This window comes from Microbispora sp. H10670, assembly GCF_014161385.1.
GTDB classification, from domain to species: Bacteria; Actinomycetota; Actinomycetes; order Streptosporangiales; family Streptosporangiaceae; genus Microbispora; species Microbispora triticiradicis.
Window position 1 is genome coordinate 150,894 of the sequence record NZ_JABBWW010000007.1, and the last position, 21,226, is coordinate 172,119.

Sequence of the window (21,226 nt, forward strand, 5' to 3'; positions counted from 1 at the left end):
AGTCTACGAGGCTCCGGTGATCGCGCCGATCGCGCGGTCGGCCAGGCCGGGCGCGTCGAACGGCAGCCAGACCACCCGCGGGTCGCGGCGGAACCACGACTCCTGCCGCCGGGCGAACCTGCGGGTGGCGCGCACCGTCTCCGCCCGCGCCTGCTCCTCGGTCCACTCCCCGGCGAGGAACCGCAGCACCTGCGCGTATCCGAGCGCCCGCCCGGCCGTCCTGCCCTCCGCCAGGCCGCGCCCGGCGAGCTCGCGCACCTCGTCCACCAGCCCGGCCTCCCACATGCGGGCGACCCGGAGCTCGATCCGCTCGTCCAGGACCGGCCGCGGCACCTCGACGCCTATCTGCACGCTGTCGTAGACCGCGTCGTACGACGGCATGGTCGCGGAGAACGGCCGCCCGGACAGCTCGATGACCTCCAGCGCGCGGACGATCCTGCGGCCGTTGCTCGGCAGGATGTTCTCGGCGGCCACCGGATCGAGGCGCTTCAGCCGGTCGTAGAGGGGCGCCGGGCCGGTCTCGGCGAGTTCCTTCTCCAGCCGGTCCCGCGCGTCCGGGTCCGTGCCGGGGAACTCCAGGTCGTCGAGGACGGCCCGCACGTAGAGCCCCGACCCGCCGGCCAGGACGGGCACCCTGCCGCGCGAGCGCAGGTCCTCGACCAGCGGCCGGGCGAGCCGCTGGTATTCGGCCACGCTGGCCGTCCGGGTCACCGGCCAGATGTCCAGCAGATGGTGCCGCACCCCACGCCGTTCCTGGAGCGACAGCTTCGCGGTGCCGATGTCCATGCCCTCGTAGAGCTGCATGGAGTCGGTGTTGATCACTTCGCCGCCCAGGCGGAGCGCGAGCTCGACGGCCAGGTCGGACTTGCCCGCCGCGGTGGCGCCCACGACGGCGATCACAGGTAGCTGCCCCACACCCTCCAGTGTCCCAGGGACGGGGAGGTCACAGGTCCCAGTCGAGGGTGGGCGGCAGATGGCCTTCGAGGGTCAGCAGCCACCGCTTGGACTCCACGCCGTCGCCGCCGCTGAACCCGCCGAGGCCGTTGCTCGCCACGACCCGGTGACACGGCACGATGATCGGGATCGCGTTGCCGCCCATGATCGAGCCGATGGCCCGGGCCGGCACCCCCGTGCCGCTGCGCGCGGCCAGTTCGCCGTACGTCACCACCTCGCCGTACGGGACGGTGGCGTGCAGCGTGCCGAGGACCTGCCGCTGGAGGGGCGACATGAGCCGCCAGTCGACCGGGGCCCGGAACTCCTTCAGCTCGCCCCGGAAGTACGCCGCCAGCTCCTCGCGGACGGCGGCCGTACGGTCCGGGTCGTCGGCGGCGGGCATGCCGAGGCGGGCGGAGATGCGCGCCCTGACCCTGCCGCCGTCCCGGAAGTGCGTGGCGGCGACCCCGTCCGCGGTGACGGCGGCGAGCACGTCGCCCAGCCGGGTCGGGACGGTGGCGAACGCGACCGTGCTGCTGTCCATACGTCCATTCTGCCCATACGTCCAATCTGTGGGGGCCGGCGAGCCGGGTAGGGTGATCGGGTGCTGGTCGCCGCGGCCGTCTGCCCGCATCCTCCGCTGCTCGTCCCGCAGGTCGCCGGGGGCGCCGCGGCCGAACTCGACCGGTTGCGCGCCGCCTGCGCCGAGGCGGTCCGGTCCCTCGTCGAAGCCGGTCCGGACGTGCTCGTGGTGACCGGGGGCGACGGCTCCCCGGCGTCCTTTCCCGGCGACGCCGCCGGATCGCTGCGCCCCTGGGGGCCCGATGTCAGGGTCGGCCCGGCGGGCGGGGAACCGGTGCTGCCGCTGTCGCTCACGATCGGCCGCTGGCTGCTGGAGAACGCCGCCGGCGCTCCCGAGGGGCGGTTGCCGCTGCGGTTCGAGGCGGTCGCCGCCGACGCGCCGACGGCCGAGTGCGCCGCGCTGGGCCGCCGCCTGGCCGATTCGGCGGGACGGGTCGCGCTGCTGGTCATGGGCGACGGCTCGGCCCGGCGCGTGGAGAAGTCGCCCGGCTACGTGCATCCGGACGCCGTGCCGTACGACGACCTGCTCGCCGCGGCGCTCGGGGCCGGCGACTCCGGCGCGCTCCTGGCGCTGGACCCGGCCCGGGCCGCGGAGTTGTGGGTGGCCGGCCGGGCCGCCTTCCAGGTCCTGGCCGGTGCGGCGCACGGCGCGCCGCCGCCCGCCGCCGAACTGCTGCGCGAGGACGCGCCGTACGGCGTGGGCTACTTCGTGGCCCGCTGGCTCTGGTGAGCGGTCAGCCGCCCGCCTCGGCGCTCCTCTTGGGCACCGGCACCCGCATGAGGTCGCGGGCCGTGACCACCTCGCCCGAGTAGGTCTTGCGCACCTCGTCCACGAACCTGGGCTCGTCGGCCGTCGTGTACCGCTCGGAGAAGTGGGTGAGCACCAGGCGGCGCACCCCGCCCGCCGCCGCGATCCGCCCGGCCTGCTCCGCCGTCAGGTGCCCGTACTGCGCGGCCATCGCGCTCTCACCGGACAGGAACGTCGACTCGATCACCAGCAGGTCGACGCCCTCGGCCAGGGCGAACGCGCCGTCGCAGAGGCGGGTGTCCATCACGAAGGCGGCGCTCTGGCCCGGCCGGGGCGCGCTGCAGTCCTCCAGCGTGACCACCGACCCGTCGGGGAGGGTCAGCGAGCCGCGCCGCTGAAGCTCTCCGATCAGCGGCCCGCGCACGCCACGCCTGGCCAGCTCGCCGGGGAGCATGCGCCGCCCGCCCGGCTCGTCCACGCGGTAGCCGTACGACTGGACGGGGTGCGACAGCGGGCGCGCGGTCAGCGTCACCGGCCCCGACGGCCACCGCGTCAGCTCGCCGGAGACCGGCCGGGGAGTGATCACGTCCGTGTCCGCGAAGACCGACGCGTTGCGCAGCCTGCGCCAGTACGTCTCACCGCTCGCGGGGTAGGCCGCCCGCACCTCGTGGGTCACCTTGTCCCTGGCGATCCGCTGGACGACGCCGGGCACCCCCAGGCAGTGGTCTCCGTGGAAGTGGGTGACGCAGATCCAGGTGACGTCGTGGGCGCTCACCCCGGCGTGCAGCATCTGCCGCTGCGTGCCCTCTCCCGGGTCGAACAGGAACCCCTCGCCGTCCCAGCGCAGCAGGTAGCCGTTGTGGTTGCGGTGGCGCGTGGGCACGGCGCTGGAAGTGCCGAGGACGACGAGTTCACGTACGGACACACCGCCGATGCTAGGTCGTGTCGGGCAAATCAAGCCCTGCTCGCGGCGGGCAGCATTTGTCAGACGCTCCCCAGGCCGGGACCAGACCCCCGGAGGACACCCCCGGAGATCGTTCCGGAGGGCGAAGTGCGCCGTCCGAGCCCGCCGCATATCTTGGATATTTGCCGAATTGCGCTGGAAATGGCACATCTGGAGTTCCCGGAAATCAGGGGAACCGGCGCTGAATTCCGTACGGCGTGGGCAGACTGAGGAGTCGAAACCGACACACCGCCACATGGAAGAAAACGACCTTGCCGGAAAACTCCCCCACCCCACGGCATCGGCGTGACGGTAACACCGTTCTCGCTCTGACGGGCGCGATCGGTGTGACCGCGATCGCCGGACTCGGCGTCGTCCTGGCCGTCCTTCCCGGTCAGGATCCGGTGGCGTCCTCCGCCGCCCGTTCGGCCGCCGCGGGCCAGCGCTTCGGACGAGAAGGGCCTCTCGGCTCCGCGGCACCGGGCCTCCCCGCCGCCGGCCCTTTCTTCTCGCAGTCCTGGAATACGCCGTCATCCGTATCCGCGGACGTTTCATCGGATGCCGCACCGGAGCGGCCGGAAACGACTCCGGAAAGCGCGCCGGGAGTTTCCGGCGAGTCCACCGAAGAAGAGGGAGGCGGGGCGACCGGAGACGGCACGGCGGAGCGACAGCCGGCGGCGGCCGAGCGGGGGCTGCCGCCCCTACTACCCCCTGGCCACGAGACCGGCTCGCCGGGATCGTTCGGGCGGGTCGTCCGGGCGGACGGCCCTTCCCGCCCGCCTCTGTCTGCCGCACGCCCCGGCGGGAGCGGCTCCAGCGGCACGGCAGGCCGTACCGGGACGAGAGACCCGGAGCGGCGGCGATCCGCGCGGACCGCTTCGCCCGCAAGCGCGAAGCCGGTCACGCACAAGCCGGTCGCCCAGGGCTCCACCGGCCGGGATACCGCCGCTCGTGGCTCTGGCGCGGGGGACGCGACGCCCCGGAACCCGGCGGCCGGAGCCGCCACACCCGCCGGGAACGCGGCGGGCACGGCGGGCCGGGACACGGGCACGGGCACGGGGACCTCTACGGCGTCCCGAGCCGAGGCGGCCGGCGTGGCGCGCACCCGGATCCAGGACCCCTGCCTGCGGTTCCACGATCTGCGACGCGCCTACTGCTACGAGGTCCTGCGCCGTCTCGCCCGATGACCGCGTGCGGCCCGCCCATGCGGGCCGCCCCCGCGGATCAGATCAACCCGGTCGGTCGTGGTTCAGACGGCCGAGCAGGCGGACGGCTGCGCGGGCAGCGGAGCCGGGCGGCCGATGGTCGGCATGCCCAGACTGACCGCGCCGCCCTGCGGCGGCGCCGCCTGCCGGGCCTCCCAGGCGTCGCCCGCGCGGGTCCGCCGTACCGACAGCACCTTGTCGGCGACCAGGTGGTGCGGCGCGGCGTAGGTCACCTCGACGGTGACCATGTCGCCGGGGCGCGCGTCGACGGCGGCACCGGTGGCGGCGTCGGTGGCGGCGAGGTGGACGAGACGGTTGTCGGCCGCACGGCCGGACAGGCGGTGCGTGGCGTCGTCCTTGCGGCCCTCGCCCTCGGCGACCAGCACTTCGAGGGTGCGCCCGACCTGTGTCCTGTTCTCCGCCCAGGAGATCTCCTCCTGGAGCGCCACCAGGCGTTCATACCTCTCCTGCACGACGGCCTTGGGCACCTGGTCCTCCATCGTCGCGGCGGGGGTGCCGGGGCGGATGGAGTACTGGAACGTGAAGGCGTTGGCGAAGCGCGACTGCCGCACGACGTCGAGGGTCTGCTGGAAGTCCTCCTCGGTCTCGCCGGGGAAGCCCACGATGATGTCGGTCGAGATCGCGGCGTCCGGCATCGCGGCGCGCACCCGCTCGATGATCCCGAGGTAGCGCTCGGACCGGTACGACCGGCGCATGGCCTTGAGGACCCGGTCGGAGCCGGACTGCAGCGGCATGTGCAGCTGGTGCATCACGTTCGGCGTCTCGGCCATCGCGGCGATCACGTCGTCGGTGAAGGCGGCCGGATGCGGCGAGGTGAAGCGGACCCGCTCCAGACCCTCGACGTCCCCGCAGGCCCGCAGCAGCTTGCCGAACGCCAGCCGGTCGCCGAACTCCACGCCGTAGGTGTTGACGTTCTGCCCCAGCAGCGTGATCTCCAGGACGCCCTGGTCCACGAGGGTCCGCACCTCGTTGAGGACGTCGCCGGGACGGCGGTCCCTCTCCTTGCCGCGCAGCGACGGCACGATGCAGAACGTGCAGGTGTTGTTGCACCCGACCGAGATCGCCACCCAGGCCGCGTACGCCGACTCACGGCGGCTCGGCAGCGTGGAGGGGAACGTCTCCAGCGACTCCCTGATCTCGACCTGGGCCTCTTCGGCGATCCGGGCCCGCTCCAGCAGCACCGGCAGCGAGCCGATGTTGTGGGTGCCGAAGACGACGTCCACCCAGGGGGCGCGGCGGACGATCTCGCCCTGGTCCTTCTGCGCCAGGCACCCGCCGACCGCGATCTGCATGCCCTCGCGGGCCATCTTGATCGGCCGCAGGTGCCCCAGGTTGCCGTAGAGCCGGTTGTCGGCGTTCTCGCGTACGGCGCAGGTGTTGAACACCACGACGTCCGGCGTCTGCCCCTCGGCGGCCCGGACGTATCCCGCGTCCTCCAGCAGCCCGGAGAGCCGCTCGGAGTCGTGCACGTTCATCTGGCAGCCGTAGGTCCGCACCTCGTAGGTCCGGGTCGCGCCCTCGGCGTCCGGTGTGGTCGCAGTCTGTGTGGTCGCACTCATCGCACTACAAGGGTAGGCGCTTCCCCGCCCCCGCCGAACCCGAACATCGCGCTCGGGCGGGTGCGGACCCGCCTGACATGACCAGGGCTCGCATCCGCCATTACCCAGGCTTGTGAAAAGTGCAAATGTCCTTTTATTGAGTGATTCATGCCTGTGTGGTGCCCTTTTGTAGGCATAGACCACGCTTCCCACGGATTGGCCTTGACCCGATGTCGAACTGGAACCGATCATCCGTTCTCCTCCGCAGGACGGTCGGTTACTCCGCCGCCGCGGCACTGCTCTGCACCGGGGTCAGCGTGCTCTTCCTCGTCTTCGTGGGCGGCAAGGACGCCGACGCGGCCCGGGATCGCGTCACCGGGGCGTGGGACCGAGCGGTGCCCCTCATCAGGCAGGGGTACCTCCCCGCCGAACTGCCGGCGGGCAGGGACATCGCGATCCAGGTCCTGGACGCCCGGCACCAGGTCGTCGCGGCGACGCCGCAACTCGCGGGCAGGCCCCCGATGGCCACCTTCCACGCGACCAGCGCGAGCGTGCACGCCGAACGGGTGCTGTGCCCTCCGGCCGGGCTGAAGGGCTGCATGACCGTCTTCTCGTACAAGGTCTATCAGCCGGACGGGCCCTGGATCCTCTACGTGGCGGTGCCCACGGTCCCCTGGTACGGGAGCACCGAGGCGCTCTCCTTCGCGATCGGCATGTCCCTGCTGGCGACCGCGATGACGGCCGCCGGGACGTTCTACGTCACCAGGAGGGACATGAGTGCGGTGGACGTCATCCGCACGGAACTGGCGGAGATCACCGCCACCCATCTCCACCGCCGGGTCCCTGTGGCGCACAACCACCAGGAGGAGATCAAGCTCCTGGCCGGAACGGTGAACGACACGCTGGACCGGCTCGAAGGCGCCTACAAGCAACTGCGGCAGTTCACCTCGGACGCCTCTCACGACCTGCGCAGCCCCCTCACGGCCATGCGGGCCCAGCTCGAAGAGGCCCTCATGCATCCGCACGACGTCGACTGGCCGAAGACGGCCACGGCGGTGCTCGCGGGAGTGGACCGGCTTCAGGCGATCGTGACCGACCTGCTGACCCTGGCAAGGCTGGACGCCCGCGCCCCCCTCGACCTCCGTCCGACCGACCTCGGCCGGCTGGTCCACGGCGAACTCGACCGCCGCACCTACCGAGTGGAGATCGTGAGGGACCTTCAGCGGAACGTCTTCGTCGACTGCGACCGGCTGCGGGTCACCCGGCTCCTGGTGAACCTGCTCGACAACGCCGCACGGCACGCCGCCTCGCAGATCACCGTCAGCGTGCGGGCCGACGGGCCGACGGCGACGCTGGAGGTCCTCGACGACGGCGCCGGAATCGCACCGGACGACCGGGAAAGGGTCTTCGACCGCTTCACCCGGCTGGAGGCCTCACGCCACCGGGACTCAGGGGGGACCGGGCTGGGACTGGCGATCGCACGGGAGATCGCGGAAGCGCATCAGGGCACCTTGACCATCCAGGACAGCGAACGGGGAGCCCGGTTCGTCCTGCACCTCCCCGTCCGGGAAGCGCCACAGGTCGCCGGCCGAAGCGAGCATCACGCCGGCCACAGCGATTTCCTCGGCCTCCCGGTCCCGCGATGAGCCGCTTCCCGGAACCGCCCACGCCCCGCGATGAGCCGGACGGCGACACCGTCCGGCGAACGGCTTCCGGCGTCGTAGGACGTCCTGGGACATTGTCCTATTCGTCCGGGCATATCGGTCGCTAGCCTGAGCCCGATCCAGTGGTCGCGCCGGAGGCGCGCGGAGGCGGGGCGTGCGCCGGAGGCGCGCGAAGGAGGCGGGGTGCGCTCCGGAGGCGCGGAGGCGCGAAGGAGGCGGGCGGTGCGGCGTACGGCGTGGGCGGTCTGCGCGCTGAGCCTGCTCCTGGTCGCCGCGGCCCTGGTGCTGGGCCACCGGAACGGCGCCGGGCTGTTCCCCCAGAACCACCTTCTCTCCGTCGCCGTCTGCGCGGTGGTCGGGGGCCTGATCGCCGCCGCCCGTCCGGGCAACGCCGTCGGATGGCTGATGGCGGCCTGCGGGCTGTGCTTCGCGCTGCTGGACGCGACCGGGCACTACGCGCTGGCCGGGCTGCCGCTCGCGGGCCCGATGGCCTGGCCGCAGACGTGGCTGTGGGTTCCCGCCAACCTGTCGGTCGCCGCCGTGCCGGCGTTCTTCCCGTCGGGACGGCCGTCGTCGCCCGGGTGGCGGGCGGCCCTGTGGGTGCTCGCCGCGGTCGCCGCCGTGATGACCGCGGTCAGCGCCCTCCTGCCCGGCCCGAGCCACCAGATCGGCTGGGGCACGCCGCTGCCCAACCCCCTCGCGGTGCCCGCGCTCGCCGCCGTCGCCCCGTTCGTCGAGCCGCTGACGACCGCGCTCATGGGCGCGCTGTTCCTCGCGGGCGCGGGCGATCTCGTACGGCGGGCCCGGCGCGGTGACGCCGGCGAACGGGCCCAGCTCAAGTGGCTCGCGTACGCCGCCGGGCTCGCCGGGCTGATCGTCGCGGGCCGGCTGGCCGCGGGGCTCACCGACGGCGACCCGCGCTCCATCTGGCCCGTCACCAGCGCGTTCTGGGAGGTCATGGGGACGTTCGCGGCCTGCCTGCTGCCGGCCGCCGCCGCGGTCGCGGTGCTGCGGCACGGCCTGTTCGACATCGACCTCGTGATCAACCGCACGCTCGTCTACGTGCTGCTGTCGGCGTGTGTCTTCGGCGGCTACGTGCTCGTGGTCACCTATCTCGGCGCGGTGTTCCGCGCGGCCGGCGGGCTGCCGGTGTCGGTGGCCGCCGCCGGGGTGGTCGCCGTCGTCTTCGCGCCGCTGCGCGAGCGGCTGCAACGCGCCGTCAACCTCGTGATGTACGGCAGGCGGGACGATCCGTACGCGGCGCTGGCCCTGCTGGGCAGGCGCCTGGAGGAGGCGGCGGAGCCGGGTGCGGTGCTCGCCGCGGCGGCCCGGTCGGTGGCGGAGGCGCTGCGCCTGCCGCACGTCGCGGTCGAGGTCGCCGGCGGGCCGACCCACGCCTACGGCGTGCCCTCGCCCGGCACCGTACGGCTGCCGCTCGCGCACCGGGGCGAGCCGGTGGGCGACCTGGTCCTCTCTCCGCGCCCGGGCGAGAGCGGACTCGACGGGAGGGACCGCCGGGTCCTCGCCGACCTCGCCCGGCAGACCGGGATCGCCGTGCACGCCGTGCGGCTGTCGGCCGACCTGCAGCGCTCACGCGAACGGCTCGTGGCGGCGCGTGAGGAGGAACGGCGGCGGCTGCGGCGCGACCTGCACGACGGCCTCGGGCCGACCCTGGCCGCGCTGACCATGCGGGCGGAGGCCGTGCAGGACATGGTGGACGATCCGGACGCCCTGGCGATGCTCGAAGAGATCATGACGGATGCCCGCACGGCGATGGCCGACGTACGGACGCTGGTGGAGGGGCTGCGGCCGCCGGCCCTCGACACGCTGGGCCTGGCCGGGGCGATCAGGTCGCACGCGGCCCGGCTGCCCGGCGCCGAGGTCGGCGTCGAGATCGACGGGACCCTTCCGGCGCTGCCCGCCGCCGTTGAGGTGGCGGCGTACCGGATCGCGGCCGAGGCGCTGGCGAACGCGCGCCGCCACGCCGGGGCCGGGCGGGTGCGCGTACGGCTCGGCATGGCGGGCGGGGACCACCCGGGCGTGCTCGAAGTGGAGGTGGCCGACGAGGGCGGTGAGCCGCACGCGGTGGACGCCGGCGACCCGGCGTCCACCCGGTCCGGGGTCGGCACGGCGTCGATGCGCGAGCGGGCGGCCGAGTTGGGCGGCACCTGCGACATCGGCCCGCGGCCCGGGGGCGGGACGCGGGTGCTGGCCCGCCTCCCGGTCCAGAACGTCACCCGTGACACCGCCCCCGGCACGGCGGGGGGCACAGTGCCGGACACGGCGCGGGACACGGCGCGGGACACGGCGCGGGACACGGTGCCAGACACGATGCCGGACACGGTGCCAGACACGGTGCCAGACACGATGCCGGACACGGTCCGGGGGTCGGGATGGGAGGCGGGCGATGGAGCCGATCCGCGTGCTGCTGGTTGACGACCACGCGGCCTTCCGGGCGGGGCTCCGCGCGCTCCTGCGGCCGGTGGAGGAGACGGAGGTCGCCGACGAGGCGGCCAGCGGCGAGCAGGCCCTCGCCCTCCTTCCCCGCGTGCAGCCCGACGTCGTGCTGATGGACCTCGCCATGCCCGGCATGGGCGGGGTGGCCGCGACCGAGCGGATCACCAGGGACCACCCGCACGTGCGGGTCCTCGTGCTCAGCATGGCGGACGACGACGACGCGGTCTTCGCGGCGGTGCGCGCGGGCGCGCGCGGGTACGTGCTCAAGGGCGCGCGGCGGGCCGAGCTCGTACGGGCGATCCGGGCCGTGGCCGAGGGCGAGGCGATCTTCGGCCCCGCCCTCGCCGGACGGCTCATGGGCTACTTCTCCGGCCTCGGCAGGACGCCCGAGCCCAGCTTCCCCGAGCTCACCCCGCGTGAGCGGGAGATCCTGGGCCTGGTCGCCGGCCACCTGACGAACGTCCAGATCGCGGCCCGGCTCGGGCTGAGCCAGAAGACCGTGCGCAACCACGTGTCCAGCGTCTTCGCGATGCTGCGCGTGGCCGACCGGGCCGAGGCGATCATGCGGGCCAGGGAGTCGGGCCTCTGACGGGCTCCCGGCAGCGCTCCTGGGAGGCGGGCGCTCAGGCGGCCCGCCAGTCCTCGACGGGCATGCGCAGGACCTTCAGGGCGACCGTGCCGAAGGCGGCGAGGTGGAACAGCGACCCGATGGCCTGGACGGCCGGCGGCTGCCCGAGCGTGAGGAACGGCCCGCAGATCCCCACGAGCGCCGCCACCGGGACCCACCACGGCGCCCGCCGCACCGCCGCCAGGCCCGTCAGGAGCACCAGCAGGCCCACGTGGGTGAGGAAGCCCGGCAGGAGGACGCCGTACACGAAGCCGCCGAGCGCGCCCGCCACCTCGGTCACCCGGGCGGCCTGGGCGTCCGGGAGGCTGAGCGCCAGCGCCAGGTCGTAGAAGTCGGTCATGAACAGGCAGGCGGCGGTGACCGCGCCGGTCAGGCCGACCGCCGCGCCGATGTTGCCGGTGCGCGGCGCGCGGTGGCGCAGCAGATGGGCGAGCCCGAGGACCACCGGAACCAGGCAGACGGTCGCCCACTGGAACAGCAGCGCGCTGGTCTGCACCTGTACGGGGCTCGCGCGGAACACGGCGGGGTCGTGCTCGGTGCCCGGCGGCGAGGTCACGAAGGCCAGGCCGAGCAGGACGGGCCACGCCAGCATGGCCGCCGCCGCGACGGTCTTCCTGAACAGATCCGGATTTTTCAGCATCTGCGCTCCTATGCGACAAGAGGATCGGCAGGAGCCAACCGGGACCGCGTCCCGGGCCGCATGGGGCGGACCGTCCGGACAAACCGGGAGTGATGTCCTGAGCAGCCGGGATGTGATCTATTCGGTACCGGCCCGTTAGTGACGGCGCGACGTTGACGCCCCTACGTTGTTGACCATGACGGAGATCAGTGGTTCCGATCCGCTTGTCAGGCTGGAGGGAGTCAACAAGCACTTCGGTCCCCTGCACGTGCTCAAGGACATCGACCTGAGCGTGGCCCGGGGCGAGGTGGTCGTCGTCATCGGCCCGTCCGGCAGCGGCAAGTCCACGCTGTGCCGGGTGCTCAACCGGCTGGAGACCATCGACTCCGGTAGCATCGTGTTCGACGGGCGGGAACTGCCCGCGGAGGGCAGGGCGCTGGCCCGGCTGCGCTCCGAGGTCGGGATGGTGTTCCAGTCCTTCAACCTCTTCACCCACAAGACGATCCTGGAGAACGTCACGCTCGGCCCGACCAGGGTGCGGAAGATCCCCCGGCAGCAGGCCGAGCAGCGGGGCATGGAACTGCTCGAACGGGTCGGTATCGCCTCGCAGGCGGCGAAGTATCCCGCCCAGCTGTCCGGCGGCCAGCAGCAGCGGACGGCCATCGCCCGCGCGCTGGCCATGGACCCCAAGATGATTCTTTTCGACGAGCCCACCTCGGCCCTCGACCCGGAGATGGTCCAGGAGGTGCTCGACGTGATGGTCGGCCTGGCCAGGGACGGCATGACGATGATGGTCGTCACCCACGAGATGGGCTTCGCCCGCCGGGCGGCCAACCGCATCGTGTTCATGGCCGACGGCCAGATCGTCGAGGAGGGGTCGCCCTCGGAGTTCTTCACCAAGCCGAGCACCGAGCGCGCCCGCGACTTCCTCTCCAAGATCCTCACGCACTGATCCCAGCTCACGACATGCTCCACAAGAAGCGAAAGGTGATGCGGATGCGATTCGCAGCCGGCTTGCTCGCGCTTGCCGCCCTGGCCACCGGCCTGACGGCCTGCGGCGGTTCGGGGGCGAGCTCGATCGTCGACAAGGCGAAGGACGACAAGAAGCTCGTGATCGGCGTCAAGATCGACCAGCCGGGCTGGGGACTGAAGAAGCCCGACGGCGGCTACGCCGGGTTCGACGTCGACGTGGCGAAGTACGTCGCCAAGGAGCTCGGCGTGCCGGAGAGCGGCATCACGTTCAAGGAGGCCCAGTCGGCCAACCGCGAGCCGTTCATCCAGCAGGGCCAGGTCGACATGGTCATCGCGACCTACTCGATCACCGACGAGCGGAAGAAGAAGATCTCCTTCGCCGGGCCGTACCTCGTCACCGGGCAGGACATCCTCGTCCGCGCCGACGACACCTCGATCACCGGGGTCGAGTCGCTCAAGGACAAGAAGGTCTGCGGCGCGCAGGGATCGTCGTCGCCGAAGCGGCTCGCGGAGAAGTTCGGCCCCGACTGGGAGTCCAAGAACCTCACCCAGCAGCAGGGCTACGGCGCCTGCCTGCCGCTGCTGGAGAACAAGCAGGTCGACGCCATCTCCACCGACGCCACGATCCTCGCCGGGTTCGCCGCCCAGTTCCCCGGCAAGTTCAAGCTGATCGGCCAGCCGTTCAGCGAGGAGAGGTACGGCATCGGCCTCAAGCTGGACGACAAGGCCGGCCGCGACGCGATCAACAACGCCATCGAGAAGTTCTTCAAGGACGGAAGCTGGCGCAAGGCCATCGACACGAACCTCGGCGAGTTCGGCAAGTACTTCACGACGCCGCCGTCCGTCGACCGGTACTAGGACACCGACAGCGGCACTGGAAGGAGGCCGGCGGTGGAGGCCGTGGTCGACGAGCTTCCCGTCATCCTCGGCGCGTTCTGGCTGACGGTGAAGCTCACGGTGGTCAGCGGGCTGATCTCGCTGGTCTGGGGGATCGCGCTGGCCGCCATGCGGGTGAGCCCGCTGCCGGTGCTGCGAGGGGCGGGCGCTCTGTACGTCAACGTGCTGCGCAACACGCCCCTCACGCTGATCATCGTGTTCTGCGGCCTCGGCCTGGGCACGGTGATGGACGTCCAGTTCTCCGACGACCTGTCGCTCAACAGCTTCTGGCTGTCGATCATCGGGTTGTCGGCGTACACCTCCGCCTTCGTCTGCGAGGTCGTGCGGGCCGGGATCAACACCGTGCCCCTCGGCCAGGCGGAGGCGGCCCGCGCGATCGGCCTGACGTTCCTGCAGACGCTCCGCCTGGTGATCCTCCCCCAGGCGGTGCGCACGGTCATCGCACCCCTCGGGAGCCTGCTGAACGCGCTGGTCAAGAACACGACGGTCGCCGCGGCGATCGGCGTCATGGAGGCCGCGCTGCGGATGAAGAACCTGTTCGACGCCCACGGAGACGCGATCATCCCCATCTTCCTCGGCTTCGCCGCCGGGTTCGTCGTGCTGACCCTCCCCCTGAACCTGCTGTCCGGCCGGCTGGCGCGGCGCCTGGCGGTGGTCCGATGACCGAGCGCGGCGCCACCGTCCTCTACGACGTCCCGGGCCCGCGCGCCCGCCTGCGCAACAACGCGCTGACCCTCGCGTTCGGCGTCGTCCTGCTGCTGGTCGCGTACTTCGTCTGGACGAAGTTCGACGAGAAGGGCCAGTGGAAGGGCGAGCTGTGGCAGCCGTTCCTCCGGGCCGACACCTGGACCGAGCTGATCCTGCCCGGACTGCTGAACACGCTGGTCGCCGCCGCGCTCGCCGCGGTGCTCGCGCTGCTGTTCGGGGCCGTGTTCGGCATCGCCCGCCTGTCGGACCACCGCTGGGTGCGGATCCCGGCCGCGGTGGTCGTCGAGGCCTTCCGCGCGGTCCCGGTGCTCATGCTGATCTTCTTCGCGCAGTACGGCGGGAGCCTGGCCGGGCTGGTCGTGACCGAGTTCACGGCCGTGGTCTTCGGTCTCACGGTCTACAACGGGTCGGTCCTGGCCGAGATCGTCCGTGCGGGCATCCTGGCGGTGCCGCGCGGCCAGGCCGAGGCGGGCTACGCGATCGGCCTGCGCAAGAACCAGGTGATGCGGCTGATCCTGCTGCCGCAGGCGGTCACCGCGATGATGCCCGCCATCGTGAGCCAGCTCGTGGTGCTGCTCAAGGACACCGCGCTCGGGTTCGTCGTGGCGTACGCCGACCTGCTCAACGCGGGCGCCCGCGTCGTGCCGGCCAACTACGCCAACCTGATCCCGTCGGTCATCGTCATCGCGGCGGTCTACATCGCGATCAACCTGGCGCTCGGCTATCTCGCCGCCTGGCTGGAACGGCGCAGCCGGCGCAGCAGGAAGGTCACGGCCGATCCGGCCGCCGCCGAACAGGCGGGCGGCGAGGTCGCCTTCGTCCGCTGAGCCCGCGCTCCCGGGTCAAGGGAGTTTTGCCGTGTCGCTGCTGGCGGCGGCGCGTACGCGACCTCGATATTGAGCGCGTGTGGCGTGGCCTCGCCGTGATCGGCGTCCTGGCGGCCGGATGCCTCGCGGGGTGCGGGGGCGACGGCAGGCTGGTGATCGGTGTGCGCCCGGAGCAGCCGGGGCTGGTCACCCGGATGCCCGACGGGCACTTCGGCGGCTTCGACGTCGAGGTCGCGCACTACGTGGCCCGGGCCCTGGGCTACCGCGACGACCAGATCGTCTACACGGCCGGCACGGCAGACGCGGACCTCGTCGTCGGTGTCACCGGCCCGGCGGGCTCCCGGCCGATCGCCGGACCGTACCTCGTCACCAGCACCGACGTCCTCGTCCGGGCCGACGATCTGTCGATCAGACGGCCCCGCGACCTGGCCCGCAAGCGGGTCTGCGCCACCCGGGAGTCCGCCGCGCCGCTCGTGGCGAGGTTCGGCGCCCGCTGGCGGCGGTTCTTCCTCGCCGAGGCGAACCTGCCCGCAGCCTGCGCTCCGCTGCTCGCCCGTGGCGGCACCGACGCCATCGTGGCCGACGCGCCCGTGCTCGCCGGGCTGTCGGCGCGGTATCCCGGCAGGTTCCGGTTCAGCGGCAGGCCGCTGTCCACCGAGAAGTACGGCATCGCCACCAGCACGGCCGCCCTGCGCGACCAGGTGAACGACGCGCTGCGCCGGATGTTCGAGGACGGCAGCTGGAACCGGGCCGTCATCGACCAGCTCGGCGTCCTCGCCACCCGCTACACCACGCCCCCGTCCCTGGACCGGTGACGGTGCGATCGGCGGCCGTACGCCGCCGGCTATCCCTTCAGCTGCGCGAGGAGGGTGCGCATCCGGTCGACCTCGATGCGCTGGTCCCCGTCGACGTGGGTGACGAACTGGTTGATCTCCGATTCGCCGCCTCCCCCGTCGCCGAAGAGCCGCTCGACCATCGTCAGCGCGCCCATGTGGTGCTGGATCATGTCCTCGTAGAAGAGCCGGTCGAACCGCGCCCCCTTGGCCTGCTCCAGCTCGGCGAACTGCGCGTCGGTGAGCATGCCCGGCATGGGCTCCCCGCCGCCGTGGTCGTGCCCGGCGCCGGAGCCCACGCTGGGCACCTGCTGGAGCCGGGCCCTGAGCCAGCGCACCATCTGGTCGATCTCGTCCTGCTGGGAGATCTCGATCCGCTTCGCCAACCGGGGAAGGTCCTTGCTCTCGCTGCGGCCGGCGACGAGCGCGGTCATGCGCAGGGCCTGGGAGTGATGCCGGATCATCCCCTGCATGAACCGCACGTCGGCGTCGGTGTACTCCTGGCCCTCGGAGCGCGGCACCTCGCCGGCCGGCAGGACCTTGCTGCCCTGGCCCGGCGCTCCCGGCTGCACGATGTTCACCGCGGGAGTCCGGGAGGCCCTGGGGGCCTCCGTCTCCGCCGTGCAGGCACTGATCGCGGTGGCCGCCAGCGCGAGCACGAGGAGCCCCCGGTACGGGGTGGAGGAGATCATGACCGTACGCTCGCTTGCTCGGGGGGCTGGGGAACACCGGCGAAACCGGAGGATACGTAGGGGTATAGCACATTCGCCCCATATCCGGTTAGTGCCCACCAAAGGCCGCGCCGACGGTGCTTCCCCGCCGCGGCGGCCGGGGTTATCGGGCGAACTCGGTGGCGCGGGACTCGCGGACCACGGTGATGCGGATCTGACCGGGGTAGGTCAGCTCCTCCTCGACCTGCTTGGCGACGTCCCGGGCGATCACCTGGGCCTGGATGTCGTCGACGTTGTCGGGCCGGACCATGACGCGGATCTCCCGGCCCGCCTGCATGGCGAACACCTTGTCCACCCCGTCGTACGACTGGGCGATCTCCTCTAGGCGCTCCAGCCGCTTCACGTACGCCTCAAGGGACTCGCGCCGGGCGCCGGGCCGGCTGCCGCTGATCGCGTCGGCGGCCTGGGTGAGGACGGCCTCGACGGTCCTGACCTCCACCTCGTTGTGGTGCGCCTCGATGGCGTGGACGACGTCCTCGTGCTCGCCGTACCGGCGGGCGATCTCCGCGCCGATCATCGCGTGGCTGCCCTCGACCTCGTGCGTGAGCGCCTTGCCGATGTCGTGCAGGAGAGCGCACCGCTTGACGAGATCGCGGTCGAGCCGCAGCTCGGCTGCCATGATCCCGGCGATGTGCGCCGACTCGATCAGGTGCTTGAGCACGTTCTGGCCGTAGGAGGTGCGGTAGCGCAACTGCCCGAGCAGGGTGACCAGCTCGGGGTGCATCTCGGTGATGCCCAGCTCGACCAGGGCGTCCTCTCCCGCGCGTACGCACAGGTCCCGCACCTCGGCCTTGCTGCGCTCGTGAGCCTCCTCGATGCGCTGGGGATGGATGCGCCCGTCGAGCACGAGCTTCTCCAACGTCAGCCTGGCCGTTTCCCGGCGAACCGGGTCGAAGCACGACAGAAGCACCGCTTCGGGCGTGTCGTCAATGATCAGGTTGACGCCGGTGGTGGACTCGAAGGCCCGAATGTTGCGGCCCTCGCGGCCGATGATGCGGCCCTTCATCTCGTCGCCGGGGAGGTGGAGGACGCTCACGACCGACTCGGCCGTCTGCTCGGTGGCGACCCGCTGCACGGCGAGGGTCACGATCTTGCAGGCGCGCTTCTCGCCCTCCTTGCGGGCCTCGCTCTCGATCTCCCGGACGATCAGGGCCGCCTCGCGCTTGGCCTGGTTCTCGATCTCCTTGACCAGCTCGGTCTTGGCCTGATCGGCCGTCAGGCCCGCGACCCGCTCCAGGATCTCCTTGCGCCGCTCGGCCACCCGCTCCAGGTCCTCGCGGCGGTCGGCCAGCTCCGTCTCGGTCTCGGCCAGCTTGCGGGCCCGCTCGGCCTGCCTGCGCGCCTCCTCGTCGAGCCGCTGCTCACGCTCGGCCAGCCGGTTCTCCCGCCGCTCCAGGTCGGAGCGCAGCTCCTTGAGCTCGGTCTTGAGGAGGCGCGCCTCCTCCTCGACCTCCTTGCGCGTGAGCGCCGCGCTCTCGGCGAGCGACTCGGACTTCTGGAGGATCTCCCCCGCGTCCCGCTCCGCCTTCGTACGGATCTCCTCGGCCTCCCGCCGGGCCCGTTCGAGCTCCTCGTTGACCTCGGCCTTGACCTCGGCGAGTTGCTCGGGTGAGGGACCGGACGGCGCGGCGACTCCGGCGGTGCGGCGTACGACTATGACAAGGGCGGCGATCATCACGAGAGCCAGCAGCACCACCGCAACCGCAAGAACGATCACGATCGTGTCCATGCGCGCTCACCCCTATCGCCTCACGACAACCTCATGGCAGGGGTCACACGCGCGCAGCACGGCAGAGCCCGGTGGCGTCACCAGGACAAATATCGTCACATCGCCCGGACACCCCGAAGGGTGGCCGATATGGCCCGAAGGCCGGCCAAAGTCCTCGTCCGTCGTGGTTCACCGTTATGGCAATCCGCGCTGCGCGGAGTAACTCCTCACTGCGGTCGAGATTAAGCGTCAGAGAGGTAACGAGCAAGCAAAGATGCCCTGTCAAGCGACTTTTGCATGGTGCTATAGCTCACTCGAAGCTGTCGGGAAGCCCATCGGAGGGTATGCCCTCGGCCTCGATCGCCTCCCGGACGATGCGGAACGCCAGGCCGGGTGAGTAGCCCTTGCGGGCCAGCATGCCGACCAGCCGCCGCATGCGCGCCTGCGGCTCCACCCCGCGCGTACCGGCCAGTTTGCGTTCCACCAGCCTGCGCGCCGTCTCGGTCTCCTCGTCGGGATCGAGCCGCTCCAGGGCGTCCTCGACCGTCTCCTCGGCGACGCCGCGCCGCCGCAGTTCCTGCGCCAGCGCGCGCCGGGCCAGGCCGCGTCCGGCGTGCCGGGAGGTCACCCACGCGGCGGCGAACGCCTCGTCGTCGATGAGCCCGACCTCGGAGAACCGCTCCAGCACGGCGTTCGCCGCCTCCTCGGGCACGTCCCGCTTGCGCAGGGCGTCCGCGAGCTGGGCCCGGGTCCTGGGCGCCATCGTCAGCAGCCGCAGGCAGATGGCCCTGGCCACCGCCTCGGGGTCGGCCGGCGGCCCCTCACTCGCCGTGCTGCCCTCCCGCGGCCCGTCGGGCAGCCACCCGCCGGACCGCTCACGCCGCTCGCCCCGCGCCCTCCGGCCTCGGCGAGTTCCCTGGCCTCCGCGCGCTTCTCGACCTCCCGGCGCTTCCCGGTCCCCGGGCATTCGCCGATCCAGCGCTTCCGGGTCAGGCGCTTCCCAGGCTCCCTGATCTGCCCGTGCTTCCCAGCCTTCCGGCGCTCGCCGGTTCTCCCGCCTCCTGCCGCGCCCCTGACGGCGCCGCCCGGACCCGGCGGCCCGGCCGGCGCCGTCCCGCTCCGTGCCGTCCTGGTCCCGGAGGTCGAACCCACCAGAGCCGGCGGAGCCGTCAGCGTCGCCGGAGCCGTCAGTGCTGCCGTAGCTGTCAGTCCTGCCGGAGCTGTCAGTGCTGCCGGAGCCGCCGGAGCCGTCCGGGGCTCGTCGTTCACGCCTGCGGATCTGCGCCCGCAGGGCGGCGATCGTCGCGGACGCGTCGTCGGCCGGACCGGCCGACTCCTCGACCGGCCCCCAGGGTCCCGAGTTCCAGTCCCGCGGCCCGAACTCGTCGTCCGGGCCGGAGGGCTCGTCGCGCCTCATGCCTGCGCTCAGACGTCACCCGGCTTGGGCGCGGCGGCCGCCTTGCTGCCCCGGCCCGACGCGGACGCGGACGCGGTCGCTCGGCCCGATGTGGCCGCGGGCGCGGCGGCGGCCGGAGCGGCGGGAGTCTCGTTCGGCGTGTCGAGCCGCGGCCCGACCCCCAGCTTCTCCTTGATCTTCTTCTCGATCTCGTTGGCGATGTCGGGGTTGTTCTTCAGGAAGTTGCGGGCGTTCTCCTTGCCCTGCCCGAGCTGGTCGCCCTCGTACGTGTACCAGGCGCCCGCCTTCCGCACGAACCCGTGCTCGACGCCCATGTCGATCAGACCACCCTCGCGGGAGATGCCCATGCCGTAGAGGATGTCGAAGTCGGCCTGGCGGAACGGCGGGGCCATCTTGTTCTTGACGACCTTCACCCGGGTCCGGTTGCCGACCGGCTCGGTGCCGTCCTTGAGCGTCTCGATCCGGCGCACGTCCAGCCGCACCGACGCGTAGAACTTCAGCGCCTTGCCACCCGTGGTGGTCTCGGGGCTTCCGAACATCACGCCGATCTTCTCGCGGAGCTGGTTGATGAAGATGGCGGTCGTCCGGGTCTGGTTCAGGGCGCCGGCGATCTTGCGCAGCGCCTGCGACATGAGGCGGGCCTGGAGACCGACGTGGCTGTCGCCCATCTCGCCCTCGATCTCCGCCTTGGGCACGAGGGCCGCCACGGAGTCGATCACGATGATGTCGACGGCGCCGGAGCGGATCAGCATGTCGGCGATCTCAAGGGCCTGCTCACCGGTGTCCGGCTGGGAGACGAGCAGCGCGTCGACGTCGACCCCCAGCTTCTTCGCGTACTCGGGGTCGAGGGCGTGCTCGGCGTCGATGAAGGCGGCGATGCCGCCGCCCTTCTGGGCGTTGGCCACGGCGTGCAGGGCGACCGTCGTCTTACCGGAGGACTCCGGACCGTACACCTCCACGATCCGGCCCCGGGGGAAGCCGCCGATGCCGAGAGCCACGTCGAGAGCGATGGCGCCGGTGGGGATGACCTCGATCGGGGCACGCGCGTCGTCTCCGAGACGCATGACGCTGCCCTTGCCGAACTGCCGCTCGATTTGCGCGAGGGCGGTCTCAAGGGCCTTCTCGCGGTCGTTGATTGCCATTGGGTGCCCCCTGGAGGGTGGTCGTCTGCTCGGTCACCGAAAAGCTACGGGGTGCGACCGACATTTTCCTGAGCTTCCCGCACACCGCCCGAAGGGCGGGTGCGGCGGTCCGCCGCGTCCGGGCGCCGCGCGCGGCGCGCACCCTGTGGGCGACCAGACCAATATAGCCGAACGACTGTTCGATCACATGAGGAACCGCCGCCGGTGTCGGGAAACCGGCCGGAGTTCCCGGCGGCGTTACATTCCCGGGCGTTACCCGTTCATGGTTGTCGTCCCGTTGACCTGCGACGATCCTTGTAACAAAGCTGGATCTCCCGCGAAGGGGGCCTCGTGACGGGCACCGGCGACTTTGGCAGGCAGCGCCTGGCCTACCTGGAGGCACTCGCCGCCCGGCTCCCCGGCTACGGCCTCGCCGCCCGGCTGATCGGCGGGGACACCCCCGTCCTCTCCGTCTGGCACCCGGAGACCGGCAGGCAGACGATCGTCTTCGCGATCCCCTCCGGGGAGGGCTGGGTGTTCCTGTGGGCCCCGGGCGGACAGGAGAGCGCCGACGATCCCGGCCGCGCGGCCGAGACGATCCACTCGACGCTCACCCGGCCGCTCTGACCCGCCGGGACCTCGCCGGGACCCGCCGAGCCCGGTCCCGTACGCGG

19 protein-coding genes are annotated in these 21,226 nt (G+C 72.1%); 10 read left to right on the forward strand and 9 right to left on the reverse strand.

Annotation, left to right across the window (positions count from 1 at the left end; translation table 11 throughout):
- Positions 1 to 3: 3 nt before the first annotated feature.
- Both miaA and HHX33_RS12835 read right to left on the reverse strand, forming a co-directional pair.
- Positions 4 to 915, reverse strand: a complete 912-nt coding sequence (miaA, locus tag HHX33_RS12830; RefSeq protein WP_182874773.1) for a tRNA (adenosine(37)-N6)-dimethylallyltransferase MiaA — start codon at positions 913 to 915, stop codon at positions 4 to 6.
- A 28-nt stretch (positions 916 to 943) separates the two neighbouring features.
- Positions 944 to 1,477: a methylated-DNA--[protein]-cysteine S-methyltransferase gene (locus HHX33_RS12835; RefSeq protein WP_182874774.1), complete on the reverse strand. Its 534-nt coding sequence runs from the start codon at positions 1,475 to 1,477 to the stop codon at positions 944 to 946.
- Positions 1,478 to 1,537: 60 nt separating this feature from the next.
- Between HHX33_RS12835 and HHX33_RS12840 the strand changes: the two genes are divergently transcribed.
- The gene (locus tag HHX33_RS12840) at positions 1,538 to 2,245 is read left to right on the forward strand and encodes a class III extradiol dioxygenase subunit B-like domain-containing protein (RefSeq protein ID WP_182874775.1); all 708 of its coding nucleotides are present in this window, start codon (positions 1,538 to 1,540) and stop codon (positions 2,243 to 2,245) included.
- 4 nt (positions 2,246 to 2,249) lie between these two features.
- On the opposite strand, the gene HHX33_RS12845 is transcribed toward HHX33_RS12840, so the two are convergent.
- Together HHX33_RS12845 and miaB are read right to left on the reverse strand one after the other, a co-directional pair.
- Entirely contained in the window at positions 2,250 to 3,188 is a 939-nt protein-coding gene (locus HHX33_RS12845; RefSeq protein WP_182874776.1) for a ribonuclease Z, read from the reverse strand.
- A gap of 1,267 nt (positions 3,189 to 4,455) precedes the next feature.
- A complete protein-coding gene (gene miaB / locus HHX33_RS12850) occupies positions 4,456 to 5,991 on the reverse strand; it encodes a tRNA (N6-isopentenyl adenosine(37)-C2)-methylthiotransferase MiaB (RefSeq protein WP_182874777.1) in 1,536 nt (511 codons plus the stop codon).
- Positions 5,992 to 6,200: 209 nt separating this feature from the next.
- Between miaB and HHX33_RS12855 the strand changes: the two genes are divergently transcribed.
- The 3 genes from HHX33_RS12855 to HHX33_RS12865 all read left to right on the forward strand — a co-directional run bounded on the left by HHX33_RS12855 (position 6,201) and on the right by HHX33_RS12865 (position 10,680).
- Complete coding sequence (locus HHX33_RS12855) at positions 6,201 to 7,616, forward strand: sensor histidine kinase (RefSeq protein WP_182874778.1); 1,416 nt, start codon at positions 6,201 to 6,203, stop codon at positions 7,614 to 7,616.
- Between the two features lie 240 nt (positions 7,617 to 7,856).
- Entirely contained in the window at positions 7,857 to 10,070 is a 2,214-nt protein-coding gene (locus HHX33_RS37170; protein ID WP_182874779.1) for a sensor histidine kinase, read from the forward strand.
- Positions 10,042 to 10,680: a response regulator transcription factor gene (locus tag HHX33_RS12865; protein ID WP_182874780.1), complete on the forward strand. Its 639-nt coding sequence runs from the start codon at positions 10,042 to 10,044 to the stop codon at positions 10,678 to 10,680. The genes HHX33_RS37170 and HHX33_RS12865 overlap by 29 nt, the downstream gene beginning before the upstream one ends.
- Before the next feature lie 34 nt (positions 10,681 to 10,714).
- On the opposite strand, the gene HHX33_RS12870 is transcribed toward HHX33_RS12865, so the two are convergent.
- Positions 10,715 to 11,359 (reverse strand): hypothetical protein, encoded by a 645-nt coding sequence (locus HHX33_RS12870; protein ID WP_182874781.1) that lies wholly within the window; start codon positions 11,357 to 11,359, stop codon positions 10,715 to 10,717.
- Between the two features lie 175 nt (positions 11,360 to 11,534).
- On the opposite strand from HHX33_RS12870, the gene HHX33_RS12875 reads away from it, so the two are divergent.
- From HHX33_RS12875 to HHX33_RS12895, 5 genes are all read left to right on the forward strand, one after another.
- Positions 11,535 to 12,290 (forward strand): amino acid ABC transporter ATP-binding protein, encoded by a 756-nt coding sequence (locus HHX33_RS12875; RefSeq protein WP_182874782.1) that lies wholly within the window; start codon positions 11,535 to 11,537, stop codon positions 12,288 to 12,290.
- A gap of 38 nt (positions 12,291 to 12,328) precedes the next feature.
- Positions 12,329 to 13,168, forward strand: coding sequence for a glutamate ABC transporter substrate-binding protein (locus HHX33_RS12880; RefSeq protein ID WP_117409366.1), 840 nt, complete (start codon positions 12,329 to 12,331; stop codon positions 13,166 to 13,168).
- Between the two features lie 33 nt (positions 13,169 to 13,201).
- Positions 13,202 to 13,870, forward strand: a complete 669-nt coding sequence (locus HHX33_RS12885; protein WP_117409352.1) for an amino acid ABC transporter permease — start codon at positions 13,202 to 13,204, stop codon at positions 13,868 to 13,870.
- Complete coding sequence (locus tag HHX33_RS12890) at positions 13,867 to 14,742, forward strand: amino acid ABC transporter permease (protein WP_182874783.1); 876 nt, start codon at positions 13,867 to 13,869, stop codon at positions 14,740 to 14,742. The genes HHX33_RS12885 and HHX33_RS12890 overlap by 4 nt, the downstream gene beginning before the upstream one ends.
- Before the next feature lie 77 nt (positions 14,743 to 14,819).
- Positions 14,820 to 15,557 (forward strand): transporter substrate-binding domain-containing protein, encoded by a 738-nt coding sequence (locus HHX33_RS12895; RefSeq protein WP_182874784.1) that lies wholly within the window; start codon positions 14,820 to 14,822, stop codon positions 15,555 to 15,557.
- Between the two features lie 29 nt (positions 15,558 to 15,586).
- Here HHX33_RS12895 and HHX33_RS12900 read toward each other — a convergent pair whose 3' ends face one another.
- The 4 genes from HHX33_RS12900 to recA form a co-directional block, all read right to left on the reverse strand.
- Positions 15,587 to 16,267, reverse strand: a complete 681-nt coding sequence (locus HHX33_RS12900; RefSeq protein WP_182874785.1) for a DUF305 domain-containing protein — start codon at positions 16,265 to 16,267, stop codon at positions 15,587 to 15,589.
- Positions 16,268 to 16,409: 142 nt separating this feature from the next.
- On the reverse strand, positions 16,410 to 18,035 hold the full coding sequence (gene rny / locus HHX33_RS12905) for a ribonuclease Y (RefSeq protein WP_182874786.1): 1,626 nt from the start codon (positions 18,033 to 18,035) through the stop codon (positions 16,410 to 16,412).
- Between the two features lie 289 nt (positions 18,036 to 18,324).
- Entirely contained in the window at positions 18,325 to 19,431 is a 1,107-nt protein-coding gene (locus HHX33_RS12910; protein WP_182874787.1) for a regulatory protein RecX, read from the reverse strand.
- Positions 19,432 to 19,439: 8 nt separating this feature from the next.
- Positions 19,440 to 20,573 carry a recombinase RecA gene (gene recA / locus HHX33_RS12915; RefSeq protein ID WP_182874788.1) on the reverse strand — a complete coding sequence of 378 codons (1,134 nt, stop codon included), beginning with the start codon at positions 20,571 to 20,573 and terminating at the stop codon, positions 19,440 to 19,442.
- 330 nt (positions 20,574 to 20,903) lie between these two features.
- Here recA and HHX33_RS12920 point away from each other — a divergent pair, with 330 nt between their 5' ends.
- A complete protein-coding gene (locus tag HHX33_RS12920) occupies positions 20,904 to 21,179 on the forward strand; it encodes a hypothetical protein (RefSeq protein WP_117409359.1) in 276 nt (91 codons plus the stop codon).
- The last annotated feature ends 47 nt before the right edge of the window (positions 21,180 to 21,226 follow it).

Excerpts from the sequence above, each read along its gene's own strand:
- miaB (WP_182874777.1), bottom strand. The coding sequence starts at position 5,991 with ATGAGTGCGACCACACAGACTGCGACCACACCGGACGCCGAGGGCGCG.
- HHX33_RS12890 (WP_182874783.1), top strand. The coding sequence starts at position 13,867 with ATGACCGAGCGCGGCGCCACCGTCCTCTACGACGTCCCGGGCCCGCGC.
- HHX33_RS12880 (WP_117409366.1), top strand. The coding sequence starts at position 12,329 with ATGCGGATGCGATTCGCAGCCGGCTTGCTCGCGCTTGCCGCCCTGGCC.
- HHX33_RS12910 (WP_182874787.1), bottom strand. The coding sequence starts at position 19,431 with ATGAGGCGCGACGAGCCCTCCGGCCCGGACGACGAGTTCGGGCCGCGG.
- HHX33_RS12875 (WP_182874782.1), top strand. The coding sequence starts at position 11,535 with ATGACGGAGATCAGTGGTTCCGATCCGCTTGTCAGGCTGGAGGGAGTC.
- HHX33_RS12865 (WP_182874780.1), top strand. The coding sequence starts at position 10,042 with ATGGAGCCGATCCGCGTGCTGCTGGTTGACGACCACGCGGCCTTCCGG.
- recA (WP_182874788.1), bottom strand. The coding sequence starts at position 20,573 with ATGGCAATCAACGACCGCGAGAAGGCCCTTGAGACCGCCCTCGCGCAA.
- HHX33_RS12900 (WP_182874785.1), bottom strand. The coding sequence starts at position 16,267 with ATGATCTCCTCCACCCCGTACCGGGGGCTCCTCGTGCTCGCGCTGGCG.
- HHX33_RS12870 (WP_182874781.1), bottom strand. The coding sequence starts at position 11,359 with ATGCTGAAAAATCCGGATCTGTTCAGGAAGACCGTCGCGGCGGCGGCC.
- HHX33_RS12855 (WP_182874778.1), top strand. The coding sequence starts at position 6,201 with ATGTCGAACTGGAACCGATCATCCGTTCTCCTCCGCAGGACGGTCGGT.
- rny (WP_182874786.1), bottom strand. The coding sequence starts at position 18,035 with ATGGACACGATCGTGATCGTTCTTGCGGTTGCGGTGGTGCTGCTGGCT.
- HHX33_RS12835 (WP_182874774.1), bottom strand. The coding sequence starts at position 1,477 with ATGGACAGCAGCACGGTCGCGTTCGCCACCGTCCCGACCCGGCTGGGC.